At 45.4% G+C, this 11,960-nt stretch carries 13 protein-coding genes; 4 read left to right on the top strand and 9 right to left on the bottom strand.

What is annotated here, in order from left to right; genetic code table 11:
- Window positions 1-29 precede the first annotated feature (29 nt).
- On the top strand, window positions 30-869 hold the full coding sequence (locus MHI30_RS20620) for a polysaccharide deacetylase family protein (RefSeq protein WP_075751662.1): 840 nt from the start codon (window positions 30-32) through the stop codon (window positions 867-869).
- Between the two features lie 32 nt (window positions 870-901).
- On the opposite strand, the gene MHI30_RS20615 is transcribed toward MHI30_RS20620, so the two are convergent.
- The 8 genes from MHI30_RS20615 to MHI30_RS20580 form a co-directional block, all read right to left on the bottom strand.
- Entirely contained in the window at window positions 902-1,153 is a 252-nt protein-coding gene (locus MHI30_RS20615) for a hypothetical protein (RefSeq protein ID WP_069500859.1), read from the bottom strand.
- A gap of 311 nt (window positions 1,154-1,464) precedes the next feature.
- On the bottom strand, window positions 1,465-1,644 hold the full coding sequence (locus tag MHI30_RS20610) for a hypothetical protein (protein WP_069500858.1): 180 nt from the start codon (window positions 1,642-1,644) through the stop codon (window positions 1,465-1,467).
- Window positions 1,645-1,760: 116 nt separating this feature from the next.
- Complete coding sequence (locus MHI30_RS20605) at window positions 1,761-2,114, bottom strand: YxeA family protein (protein ID WP_069500857.1); 354 nt, start codon at window positions 2,112-2,114, stop codon at window positions 1,761-1,763.
- A gap of 6 nt (window positions 2,115-2,120) precedes the next feature.
- The gene (locus tag MHI30_RS20600) at window positions 2,121-3,998 is read right to left on the bottom strand and encodes an ABC transporter permease (protein WP_069500856.1); all 1,878 of its coding nucleotides are present in this window, start codon (window positions 3,996-3,998) and stop codon (window positions 2,121-2,123) included.
- Window positions 3,973-4,746 (bottom strand): ABC transporter ATP-binding protein, encoded by a 774-nt coding sequence (locus tag MHI30_RS20595; RefSeq protein WP_069500855.1) that lies wholly within the window; start codon window positions 4,744-4,746, stop codon window positions 3,973-3,975. Before MHI30_RS20595 ends, MHI30_RS20600 begins: the two co-directional genes overlap by 26 nt.
- Window positions 4,724-5,725: a DUF418 domain-containing protein gene (locus tag MHI30_RS20590; RefSeq protein WP_071583644.1), complete on the bottom strand. Its 1,002-nt coding sequence runs from the start codon at window positions 5,723-5,725 to the stop codon at window positions 4,724-4,726. Before MHI30_RS20590 ends, MHI30_RS20595 begins: the two co-directional genes overlap by 23 nt.
- An 88-nt stretch (window positions 5,726-5,813) precedes the next feature.
- Window positions 5,814-6,794 (bottom strand): ATP-binding protein, encoded by a 981-nt coding sequence (locus MHI30_RS20585; protein WP_069500853.1) that lies wholly within the window; start codon window positions 6,792-6,794, stop codon window positions 5,814-5,816.
- On the bottom strand, window positions 6,791-7,480 hold the full coding sequence (locus MHI30_RS20580; RefSeq protein WP_069500928.1) for a response regulator transcription factor: 690 nt from the start codon (window positions 7,478-7,480) through the stop codon (window positions 6,791-6,793). Before MHI30_RS20580 ends, MHI30_RS20585 begins: the two co-directional genes overlap by 4 nt.
- Before the next feature lie 205 nt (window positions 7,481-7,685).
- Between MHI30_RS20580 and MHI30_RS20575 the strand changes: the two genes are divergently transcribed.
- Entirely contained in the window at window positions 7,686-8,732 is a 1,047-nt protein-coding gene (locus MHI30_RS20575) for a lactonase family protein (RefSeq protein ID WP_069500852.1), read from the top strand.
- Window positions 8,733-8,818: 86 nt separating this feature from the next.
- On the opposite strand, the gene MHI30_RS20570 is transcribed toward MHI30_RS20575, so the two are convergent.
- Window positions 8,819-9,166 (bottom strand): helix-turn-helix transcriptional regulator, encoded by a 348-nt coding sequence (locus tag MHI30_RS20570; protein ID WP_020453443.1) that lies wholly within the window; start codon window positions 9,164-9,166, stop codon window positions 8,819-8,821.
- A 215-nt stretch (window positions 9,167-9,381) separates the two neighbouring features.
- Between MHI30_RS20570 and MHI30_RS20565 the strand changes: the two genes are divergently transcribed.
- A complete protein-coding gene (locus tag MHI30_RS20565) occupies window positions 9,382-10,371 on the top strand; it encodes an asparaginase (RefSeq protein WP_069500851.1) in 990 nt (329 codons plus the stop codon).
- A 22-nt stretch (window positions 10,372-10,393) separates the two neighbouring features.
- A complete protein-coding gene (aspA, locus tag MHI30_RS20560) occupies window positions 10,394-11,821 on the top strand; it encodes an aspartate ammonia-lyase (protein ID WP_069500850.1) in 1,428 nt (475 codons plus the stop codon).
- Window positions 11,822-11,960 lie beyond the last annotated feature (139 nt).

Below are 11,960 nucleotides of genomic sequence, written 5' to 3'. Positions count from 1 at the left end.
GATTCAATAGATAGAAAGCGGGAATAATTGTGAAAAAAACGAAACTGTTACTTGTGCTGCTTATGTTGATAGGGATGCTGTACGGGTGTTCCGGTCATGAAACAAAAGGAGAGGAAAAAACAGAACCAAATACGGCTCAAAAAGCGGCAAAACAATCAAAACAGCAGGCAGAACATGATCCATCATCCAATTGGCTCAAAGTGAAGAGCCCCGCCCGCATTCCGATTCTCATGTATCACAGCATTTCCACAGGAAACAGCCTGCGCGTACCGGAGGCGGAGTTCCGCGGACATATGAAATGGCTGAAGGATAACGGCTATTACACACTGACACCTGAAGAAGCCTATATTGTCTTAACACAAGATAAAATGCCGAGTGAAAAATGCGTGCTGATTACGTTTGATGACGGTTATACAGATAACTTTACGAAAGCCTTTCCGATCCTTAAAGAATATGGTCAGAAGGCGACCGTATTCATGATCGGCAAATCGGTCGGCGGAAAGAACCATTTGACAGAGAAACAAATGAATGAGATGAGGCGAAACGGCATTTCGATTCAAAGCCATACCATTCATCACGTTGAATTGAACGGGCTGGCACCGGGACAGCAGCTCGATGAAATGACGCGTTCCAAAGCGCTGTTTGATCGCATGTTCAGCCAAAACACGGTTATGCTGAGTTATCCGGTCGGGCGCTATAACGAAGATACGCTGAAGCTGGCAAACGAGGCAGGCTATCAAATGGCTGTCACGACAGAACCGGGAGCGGCATCTAGGGAGCAGGGGATGCATGCGCTCCACCGCGTCCGAATCTCGCCGGGGATGTCGCCGGACGCCTTTGGGAGAATGGTGGAACACAGCAGACAATAGGAAAGACGGCATTTATCATGATGCCGCTTTCCTTATTTTTTTTCGTTTTGGTGCGTCGGGCTCATGACAAGCCGCAGATTCGGGCGCATACTTTCGGAGGTTCGGCGGTTTGCCGTCTGCCCGGGTGCGGTTTCGATTACCCTCAAAAATCCGGTCGGCACGGCTGCCTGGCGGATCAATATTCTGCTTTTCGGTGCCGCTTTTTTATAAGAACTTTTGTTGTTCTTGTCAAAAAAGAATGAATACAAAATAAACAGAGCCAATAAAACCAGTAAAAAAATCATCTGGAAAAAACCCTCCTTATCGTGAATGTCTTCTTTTAATATCGAACAAGTAGGTGCAAAGTTTTATATATTTTGTAACAGAATCGATTAATTGTGACTTTTAAATCGTTTGAAGATCGGGAATCTGCTGTCTTTACATCATTCCCAATCGGAAGTCTGGTTAAACAACTGGATTGATGATCCCGTATTTGGAGTTAGATGGTGAATGAATGATGAAGTGAGATGGCTGGAACATACCCGGCTGACTGCAGCAAGAACTGCATACAGCCTAAGGGTCCGAGCAGAAGATGGGTAAAGGCAGCCCGCAGGTCTTAACAGCCACCGCCGCCATCACCGCCGCCACCGCAATCACTTCCGCTGTCGCCGGATGAATCAGGACCCCCGACAAAAAAAGTTGAAGAGCTGCTGCCGCTGTTGTTTCCGTCAGACGGTGCCATGGCGGCGTAGAGGAAGAATACTACCAAGATAAAACCGATCATTCCAACAATCATATGAAAACCTCCTAACCAATATGACCTTTGTTTTTATACGAACAACAGGCCGAGAAGTTTCGGAATTTTGTAAAAATATAGTGATTCATAGAAAAAACGGCTTAGACGCCGTTTTTTTACTGCTTGATCAATTTGGCCCGAACTGCACTCGGCATATCGCCGGGCTGCACTTCTTCCCATGTCTGAACGTATTTTCCTTTCGCGTGTACCTTTAGGTAGGCGTTTTTTCGAAGGGAGCCGCCGGCGAAGAATGTAACTTCCTTTTCCTTACCGGCGTCATTATATCCTTCCAGCGTGTACTCATAGCCGCCCGGGCTCAGATGCTTACCGTCTTTGTTGATCTGGACATACACGTTTTCTTTCTTCACAAGCGGATTGAACCGGTCTGTCACATCATTATGAATGAACAGAAAAGAGCCGATGCATACAACAGCCAAACCGGCTGTAATCAGAGAAATTGTTTTTTTCATATTTTATCACCTTAAAAATCCTTTTAATTTTTTCAAATAGCTTTTTCGAATGATCATAAAGAATAATAGTTGGAAGGTCAGAAATCCGCCTATCGTCATCAAGACCGGAGCTGCAAAATGACCAAGACTCTGCGCCTCGAGCGTCTTCATCGCAAAATACGTATGAACTGCTGCAAGAGCGAACGGAAAGAAGAACAGGATGGCCAATTGAATCGTCACGCTCTGCGACATTTCCTTTTCGCTCAGGCCGATTTTTGAGAGCGACAGGTAGCGCTCTTGATCTTCTTCAAGATCGGTAAACAGGCGGAAGTAGAGAAAACTTCCGGATGCCGTAAAAAAGAGAACCGCAATAAAAAGGCCGATAAACAGACTCAGGCTTGGAAGCTGAACAGTTTCAAAATAAGAAATAGCCTTTGCGTCAAATTGAAAATGGATATTGGCATAGTTTCCATAAATACTGTTTTTCAGTGATTGGCTGATATCAAGGCTGTTTTTCCAGCCGCTGTACTTATAGCCGTACAATGTGACGGCTTCGCCTTGTGTTTTCAGCTTTTCGAAGGTTTTGCCGTTTACGACGACGATGCTGTCTAACGAAATGAGCGGTTTTTTTATGCCTTTCACTTTCAGCTGTTCACTTGCCGGCTTCAGATCTTTGTTCAACATGTTCAAGGTGTCGGGAACTTCCCGCTTTTCTTTTGCTTCAAAGGCGTTCGGATAATACAGTGCCTCGCCGTCTTTCAGTTCACCAGAATCTGACTTGAAGTGCTTTTGAAATTCGCCTTCAGAGATCAGAAGCACCGGAGGAACGAGATCTCCCTGGCTGTAGCTGATATAGATTCCTTTTGTTTCTTCCTTTGTATACGAAAAATCTCCGTCCGTCAGCTTTTGTTCAATCAGCTTAACGTGTGCTTGTTCTTTGTGGTTCCCGCTGTATGATAAGTACTCTATCTCATATTGAGAATCCATTTTTCCGAGAGAGGTCTTGTATATCGCCAATGTGCCTGTGGCGGTAAAGGCGACCGCTGAAATAATACAGACAAGAAAGAACAGGCGGGCATTATCTTTCAGCCGGTAGACAAGATCCGATATCCATAGCACGTTTTTTCCACGCAAATAATATGATTTCCGCTTTTTTAACAACCTGAGCAGCCAAATGCTGCTTTGGCTAAAGAAGAAATAAGTCCCGATGATCGTCAGAATTAAGATCGTGACGGCTTGGGGAAAATGGATGTCGGCGAACAATACAAGCCAGTAGCCTGAGCCGAGGCAGCCGATGCCGATGACCGAAAAGATAACGGACGGTTTTGGCTCAGGTTTTATTTTCCCGGTGCCTTTGATCAGCTTGGTAACGGTTTTTGATTTAATAAACAAAACCGTAAATTGCGACAGCAAAATAAACAGCGTGAGAAAGCAGGCGGCTGTGAGAGCCAGCGCTTTCCAAGGCATATACAATGGCAAAGCGTCCATTTCCAGAATATAAGCGCCGACCGTAAAGAATGTTTTTGCAAAAACCAGACCGCCGATGATCCCTGTAACGATCGAAAGCACGCCGATGATGATGTTTTCTGCGGTAATCAGCTTTCTCAATTGACCCGGAGCGATTCCTTGGATGGTGAGGATCCCGAATTCCCTGCTTCTCGACTTGAGAAAGGCGTTGACGGAATAAAGCACAAACAGAATAGAAAAGGCGAAAATCATCCATTCAGCCACCGATAATCCCCGTTTTGCAATGTTGTTTAAATAGCCTTTCTCTAAAGCGGGGTGGAACAAAAGCATCGCAAATGTGAAAAATATCATCACTGAAAACGCGCTGCTTAAAAAGAAGGCGAGATAGGCTCTTTTATTCCGGACGACGTTTTTATAAGCGAACTGAAGAAAGGTCATTGGCGTTTCCTCCCAGCATGGACAGCACATTCAGAATCTCTTCATAAAATACTTGGCGGTTGGCGCCGCGGTAAATTTCGTTGAATAATGTTCCGTCTTTAATAAAAATGACGCGCCGGCAATAGCTTGCGGCAACAGGGTCATGCGTGACCATCAATATCGTGGCATTGTCGTTTTCATTAAGGTGCTGCATCGTTTCCATCACGTCTTTTGACGCCTTCGAATCGAGGTTTCCCGTCGGTTCGTCGGCGAGGATGAGAGCGGGCTGATGAATGACTGCTCTTGCGATGGCCGCCCGCTGCTTTTGTCCGCCGGATACTTCAAACGTCCGTTTATTCAGAAGTTGTTCGATGCCGAGTTTTTCAGCAATCGCCTGAAGTTTATCTTCCATGACGGAAAGCGGTTTATTTTCAAGCGTTAAGGGCAGCATGATATTTTCACCGATCGTCAGCGTATCCAGCAAATTAAAATCCTGGAATACGAATCCGAGCTGCCTGCGGCGAAAGTGGGCAAGCTTGGCCCTCTTCAGATGATGCGGATTTTCTCCGCGAATTAAAATGTCGCCGGAATCGGGGCGGTCAATCGTCGAAATGATATTGAGAAGCGTCGTTTTTCCGGATCCGGACGGCCCCATGATCGCCGTGAACTCACCGCCCTCGACATTGAATGAAATATCTTTTAAGGCTTGATGAGAGACTTGTCCTTTATATGTTTTATTGATGTTTTTAACAATCAGCATGTCTGTCATGATATCCTCCTTTTGCGGTGCTTTTTAGTGGTGCCCGCTTCCAGTATGTTGCGATTCTCCACATCCACTCCAGCGGGCCCATCCGGAATGCTCTCAGCCAAAATGCGCTTATGAAAGCTTGAATGGCCAGTGTGCAGATGCAAAGAATGACGGCCTGTGCATGGGTGATGTGTCCATACATTCCTGTCAGGCGAAGAAATGCTATTATGATCAGGGTTTGTCCAATATAGTTGGTTAAAGACATTCTCCCCATGTATTGAAGGGGCTTAAGCATTTTCTTGAAAAACGGCGCCTGCAAAATCTGAATGAAGGCTGATACATAAAAAACTCCCATGACAAGTCCTGCTAGAGCGGTCAACCGGTCAAAGTGTTCAGTGGTGTAAAACTTGTACTGCAAATATATTGCCGCCGGGATGGCGATGAGTGAAATGATGCCGATCCGCCGCAGACCGTGCAAATGGACGTACAGGTTCTCGAATATACGGGTTTTTCCTGCCCATAATCCAAGCAAAAACATCGCCAGCGTATTCAGCATGTAAAAATAGCCGATTCCTGCTGCCATAAATACGAATGAACTGATCAGGATCCATTTGGGTCGCATTGAATAAAACGGCCAAAGGATAAATCCGAATATCGCATAAGGAAGCAGCGCCTCACCCGGCTGCACCAGCTGGTGAATTGCTCCGAAAAAGGCGAGTGCAACCAGTCGTCGAAAAAACATTAAATGCCCATTTGCGTTTTTTTGTTCAGCGCGAGATAAAAACAAATAAAAGCCTACTCCGAACAAAAAGGAAAAAATGACATAAAAGCGCTGTTCAAACACATACGGTTTGATTTGGGCGATCAAATGGCTGATGGGCCCGCCTGTTCTGGAGTCGATCATCGCCAGCACATCTATATTCATAAAAATGATTCCGCATAAAGCGAATCCTCGTATATAGTCGAGTGTGTCGATTCTTTTCAAAGACTTGGACTGCATATGAAAAATCCTCCTTTCTACGTTTGTTTTGTAAACAAATCATATCAAGGAGGATGTGGATGAGCTATGCGGTTTTATTAAAGAAGACTTACATTTTTGTAAGGAACGAAAATTGAACAGCCGTCCCTTTTCCAACTTCTGAAGCGATGCTCACATCATAATTGAGCTTTTCCGCAATCTCTTTTACAAGGTAGAGGCCGATGCCTGTTGATTCCTGAAAGCGCCGTCCGTTTTCCCCGGTGTAATAAGGCTCAAATACCCTTTTCAAATCTTGTGAAGGAATTCCGACTCCATAATCTTTGATTTCCAGGATGATGCGTTCGCCTTTACGGAATATCGTCATATCGATGCGTTCGCTTCTTCCTGACGAATACTTCACAGCGTTGGTGATGACTTGGCCAACGGCAAATTTGAGCCATTTTCGATCAGAGTAAATAACGGCGTCTTCAGCGGGAACCTGTTTATTTGGATAGACCCGGTGCTGTATAAAATAGCGTTTATAGCGCTGAATCTGCGAATTAAGCAGCTCGCCAAGTGACACGGCTTCAATTTTAAAATCCTTTTCAAACAGGTCAAGTCTTGATGAATAGAGGAGCGTTTCCAGTCCGTATTCAATCTGCTGGACTTCTTTTTTGATTTGTTTAAAAACGGGTTCGTCCTCTTCCTGGATGATCAGATTGATGACGGAAAGCGGTGTTTTCACCTGATGCACCCATTGATTCATGTAGGTTACCCTGTCTTCCAGCTTGGACTCCATCTCATGTATTTTGCGGTGGTGGAGCCGGCTCAGCTCCATATGTTTTTCATAGAGCTCTGAGCAAAATTCAGACGTCCCCAAAAAAGGAATTTCTGTATCTTTTTGTTCTGAGCTGACCCACTGGTAGACTCTGTGTTCTTCATACCATTTGTACGAAAGATAAAGCGCCAGCGCCAGAAGCTGAACGCCGAGAATGTAAAAAAGGTGAGTGAAAGTCTGCATGCCGGCAAACCAATAGTAAAAAAACACGAATCCGCCCTGAAAAAGAAACAGAAGAATGAGAACGGCATGGTTTTTTAGAAACAGCTTCATGATTTCGCCCTCAGCTGATACCCTTCGCCCCGCACTGATTCAATTGAGAAGGGCGCGTCCAAGCTTCGCAATTTTTTGCGAATCCTTGTAATATAGACATTTAACGTGTTTTCATCTATAAATGTATCGGTTTCCCATGTCTTCTCCATTAACCGGTCTCTGCTTGTCACTTTTTCTCCTCTTTCAAGCAGCACTTCCAAGAGTTTGCTTTCCTTTTTTGAAAGCTCGAGCTTCTCATCCCGGCAGCGCAGCTCAAAACGTTCGACAAACAGCTGGACGCCTTCAAATTCAATCACTTTTTCTCCTTGTTTAACGGCGTATTCTCCAAATGCCCTGCGAATTTGGCCTTTAATTTTAGCGAGCACCACCTCATATGAAAAAGGCTTTTCTATATAATCATCGCCGCCGTTTTCGATCGCCATGACCTGATCCATTTCTCCGCTTCTCGCTGAAATGAAAATGATCGGACAAGTCGAATGCTGGCGGATTTGCCGGCACCAGTAGTACCCGTCGTATGACGGCAGATTGATGTCAAGCAATACCAGATCGGGCTTCTCTTGAAGAAACATTTCAAGGATAGAGGTGAAATCAGTCGCTGCAACCGTTTCGTATCCGTATTTTTCTAAATGATCGCGTAAAAGCTTCCGAATGTCTTCGCTGTCTTCGACAATCATGATTTTCGTCATTTTGAACACTCCTATGAACAAGTCTCCGCTGCCGAAAATGAGCGATTCCATTATAAAAGCGGCAGTGAAGATCTCTTATGTTAAGAATATCATAAAAAGTTGTTTTTCATGTGAGCGCTTAAGGTTTTTGCATACCAGATCATGATAATTCAGTTTCTGTGAGTTAAAATAGGAATGGACGACTGTCTAAAAAGGAGAGGATCAAATGGCAAAATACAGAGGTTATATCGGAACATATACTAAAGCTGACAGCGAAGGGATTTATACATTTGAGCTTGATACGGAAAAAAAGGCGTTAAGCACGCCGAAGCCGGCAGCAAAGCTGGGCAGTCCGACATATTTGAATATCGCCAAAGACAATGAAATGCTCTATGCAGTGGTCAAAGACGGCGATAAAGGCGGGGTTGCCGCATACCGTGTTGACGGTTCCACAGGAGAGCTGACTTTCGTCAACCAGCAGGCCGGGGAAGGACCGTCACCTTGCCATGTCAGCGTCGATCAGAATAACCATTATGTTCTGTCCGCCAATTACCACAACGGGACGATCATGGCATACCCTTTAAATGAAAGCCGCGGCTTGCTTGAGCCTTCAGCAAAAGTGCAGCATGAGGGAACAGGACCGCATGAGAGGCAGGAAAAAGCGCATACCCATTATTCCGGATTCACACCTGATGAGAAGTATGCAGTAGCCGTCGATCTCGGTACGGATCATATCATTACGTATCAATTGAAAGAGGACCGGCTTGAAGCGGTGAAAAAACACGCAACTGCACCGGGGTCAGGGCCGAGGCATATTGAGTTCCATCCGCAGGAAAAGTATGCGTATGTATTAACGGAGCTGAGCAATGAAGTCATCGTGTTGGCATACAACCCTGATTTGGGTGAATTCAGGGAGATTCAAGTCATTTCGGCATTGCCGGAAGGCTTTGACGGTGCGAGCCAAGGCGGCGCCATCCATGTCACTAAAGACGGCAAATTTGTATACGCTTCAAACCGCGGACACGACAGCATTGCCGTCTTCAGCATCAACGAGTATTCGGGCGAACTTTCCCTGGTTGAACACGTATCAACTGAAGGGGAATGGCCGCGCGACTTTGAGATTGATCCTTCAGAGCAATTTTTAATCGCTTCCAACCAGGAAACAGGGACATTGACATTGTTTGAAAGAGACCGGACAACGGGCCGGCTGACGCTTTTGCAGTCCGGAGTTCCTGCTCCTGAAGCGGTTTGCGTTAAATTTTTACATCAATAAAAGCAAAAAAACTTGACTGGCCTTTTTAGCCAGTCAAGTTTTTTTCTTTTTATAACACTTGCAGCATGCGGTTAACCGCTGTCATTTTACCCCGCATCCAGCTCTTTTTTGACCTTGATAAACGCAACCATCTGCTTGATTTCTTCTTCGGAAAGAAGCGTCCCGTCGACTGCCAGCTTGAGCTTATCCCATTCCGTCAGTTCAATGGCTTCGTTTTTAGCCTTTTCATCCCGGGGATCGTCAACTCTGCCAAGCAAAAAATCAGTGGAAGTATTGAATAAATCAGCGATTTCGATAAGCGCCTCTAAAGAAGGACGGCGGTAGCCCGATTCATAGCCCGCGTAAGTGCTTTTCGCAATACCGAGGCGGTCGGCAGTATATTGCAATGACCATTTTTTATTTTTTCTCAGTGTTGTTAATCGATCTAAATTCATATCTTACGCTCCTTTTGATACACAGTGATTATAGCACATTATCAGTAAAAGTGTACGCGAAATGAATAAAGTTTCTTGATTATTTCACATTTGAGGACTATAATTGCATTGAAGGTACGCATAAAGCGTATACATTCCTGATGCATCAAGCCTTCTTAGATAAAATCGATCTTGCTTTATACTGTATAAAACTACTTCTTAAAGAGGTGTAGCACATGAAAAAGTTACTGCTGTTGACCACCGGCGGGACCATCGCTTCAGTAGAAGGCGAAAACGGACTGGCTCCGGGGGTTAAAGCGGAAGAGCTTCTCAACTATTTATCTGATGACCATTCTAATTATACGATAGATTGCCAATCTTTAATGGATATAGACAGCACCAACATGCAACCTGAACATTGGGTGATGATGGCTGAGGCTGTATATGAGAATTACAGCCGCTACGACGGATTTGTGATCACGCACGGAACCGATACGATGGCCTACACCTCGGCGGCGCTTTCATACATGCTGCAGAATATTGATAAGCCTGTTGCGATTACGGGTTCCCAAGTTCCGATTACATTTAAGAAAACGGATGCGAAAAAAAATATTAAAGATGCGGTCCGCTTCGCGTGCGACGGTATCGGCGGAGTTTACGTCGTCTTTGACGGCCGCGTCATTTTAGGCACGAGAGCGATCAAATTAAGAACGAAAAGCTACGATGCATTTGAAAGCATCAATTATCCTTACGTTGCTTTCATTCATGACAAGGAGATCGAGTATAACAAACGGGTTCCCGAAGTGAAGCCAGGCGCTTTGAAACTTGATACTTCCTTAAATACCGATGTTTGTCTGGTGAAGCTTCATCCCGGATTAAAGCCTGAGTTTTTTGATTGTCTGAAAGGTTCATATAAAGGTATTGTGATTGAGAGCTACGGAAGCGGCGGCATTCCTTTTGAGAAAAGAAACATTTTAGAAAAAGTGAACGAGCTGATCGATTCCGGAGTAGTCGTAGCGATTACGACGCAATGCCTTGAAGAAGGAGAGGATATGAGCATTTACGAGGTCGGCCGCAAGGTAAACCAGGATGCCATCATCCGCTCGAGGAATATGAACACCGAAGCGATCGTTCCGAAGCTGATGTGGGCACTAGGAAAAACCGGACAACAAGCTGAAGTCAAAAAGATTATGGAAACGCCAATTGCAGACGATATCATCATCTAAAAAAAGAAAGCAGGGTTAAAAAATGAAAACTGAAATGACATACCGGACGGAAAAGGATTTTCTCGGAGAAAAAAAGATTCCGGCCGATGTCTACTACGGTATTCAGACATTGCGGGCAGCGGAGAATTTTCCGATTACAGGATATAAAATCCACGAAGAAATGATCAAGGCGCTGGCAGTGGTAAAAAAAGCGGCCGCGCTTGCCAACATGGAGACAAAACGTCTTTATAAAGGCCTTGGAGATGCCATCGTCCAAGCCGCTGATGAGATCCTTGAAGGAAAGCTGCACGATCAATTCATCGTTGATCCGATTCAAGGCGGCGCAGGCACTTCAATGAATATGAACGCGAACGAAGTCATCGGAAACCGTGCACTTGAACTGCTCGGCCACAAGAAAGGCGAATATATTCATCTGAGTCCGAATACGCACGTCAATATGTCTCAATCGACAAACGACGTATTCCCGACGGCGATTCACATTTCAACGCTCAAGCAGCTGGAAAAGCTGCTGGACACAATGGAATACATGCTTGACGCGTTTAAGAAAAAAGCGCGCGACTTTGACCACGTCATTAAAATGGGCCGCACACATCTTCAAGACGCCGTGCCGATCCGCCTTGGACAGGAATTTGAAGCCTACAGCCGCGTGATTGAACGCGACATCAAACGGATTAAACAATCGCGCCAGCATCTGTATGAAGTCAATATGGGCGCTACTGCGGTTGGAACGGGATTGAACGCGGATCCGCGCTATATTGAAAATGTTGTCAAGCACTTGGCTGAGATCAGCGGTCTTCCGCTAATCGGCGCTGACCATCTGGTGGATGCGACGCAAAATACGGACGCGTACACAGAAGTTTCGGCTGCATTAAAAGTATGCATGATGAACATGTCGAAAATAGCCAACGACCTTCGGTTGATGGCATCGGGTCCGCGCGCAGGACTTGCCGAGATTTCCCTTCCGGCAAGACAGCCGGGTTCATCCATCATGCCGGGGAAAGTCAATCCGGTTATGGCTGAGCTGATCAACCAAATCGCATTCCAAGTCATCGGAAACGACAATACGATCTGTCTTGCTTCTGAAGCCGGACAGCTCGAACTGAACGTGATGGAGCCTGTGCTCGTCTTTAATCTCCTGCAATCCATCAGCATCATGAACAACGGATTCCGTTCGTTTACCGATCACTGTGTAGCAGGAATCGAAGCGAATGAAAAACGCTTAAAGGCATATGTAGAAAAAAGCGCAGGCGTCATTACTGCGGTCAACCCGCATCTTGGCTACGAAGCAGCTGCAAGAATTGCAAGAGAAGCGATTTTAACAGGGCAATCCGTCCGCGATCTCTGTCTTCAAAACGACGTGTTGACTGAAGAAGAGCTTGATCTGATTTTGAATCCTTATGAAATGACAAAACCGGGAATTGCCGGGGCTGAACTTTTAAATCGGGATTAAGCTGGAAAAAAACAGTACGCGAAAACACTCTGAAGCATTTTACCGGGATAGAAACACAGAGTGTTTTCGCTTTCCTTCAATAACTTTATGAAGAGAAAGGATAACAGCGGTGAAGTGGTACCGCATAAGCCTTTTTCAT

The organism is Bacillus sp. FSL L8-0528 (assembly GCF_038593085.1).
Lineage (GTDB): Bacteria > Bacillota > Bacilli > Bacillales > Bacillaceae > Bacillus > Bacillus paralicheniformis.
The sequence above is the reverse complement of the archived record's forward strand: the minus strand, read 5'-3'. Positions and strand labels throughout refer to the sequence as shown.

Coding starts and splice junctions, on each gene's coding strand:
- MHI30_RS20615 (WP_069500859.1), bottom strand. CDS start 1,153: ATGATTTTTTTACTGGTTTTATTGGCTCTGTTTATTTTGTATTCATTC.
- MHI30_RS20610 (WP_069500858.1), bottom strand. CDS start 1,644: ATGATTGTTGGAATGATCGGTTTTATCTTGGTAGTATTCTTCCTCTAC.
- MHI30_RS20605 (WP_069500857.1), bottom strand. CDS start 2,114: ATGAAAAAAACAATTTCTCTGATTACAGCCGGTTTGGCTGTTGTATGC.
- MHI30_RS20600 (WP_069500856.1), bottom strand. CDS start 3,998: ATGACCTTTCTTCAGTTCGCTTATAAAAACGTCGTCCGGAATAAAAGA.
- MHI30_RS20595 (WP_069500855.1), bottom strand. CDS start 4,746: ATGACAGACATGCTGATTGTTAAAAACATCAATAAAACATATAAAGGA.
- MHI30_RS20590 (WP_071583644.1), bottom strand. CDS start 5,725: ATGCAGTCCAAGTCTTTGAAAAGAATCGACACACTCGACTATATACGA.
- MHI30_RS20585 (WP_069500853.1), bottom strand. CDS start 6,794: ATGAAGCTGTTTCTAAAAAACCATGCCGTTCTCATTCTTCTGTTTCTT.
- MHI30_RS20580 (WP_069500928.1), bottom strand. CDS start 7,480: ATGACGAAAATCATGATTGTCGAAGACAGCGAAGACATTCGGAAGCTT.
- MHI30_RS20575 (WP_069500852.1), top strand. CDS start 7,686: ATGGCAAAATACAGAGGTTATATCGGAACATATACTAAAGCTGACAGC.
- MHI30_RS20570 (WP_020453443.1), bottom strand. CDS start 9,166: ATGAATTTAGATCGATTAACAACACTGAGAAAAAATAAAAAATGGTCA.
- MHI30_RS20565 (WP_069500851.1), top strand. CDS start 9,382: ATGAAAAAGTTACTGCTGTTGACCACCGGCGGGACCATCGCTTCAGTA.
- aspA (WP_069500850.1), top strand. CDS start 10,394: ATGAAAACTGAAATGACATACCGGACGGAAAAGGATTTTCTCGGAGAA.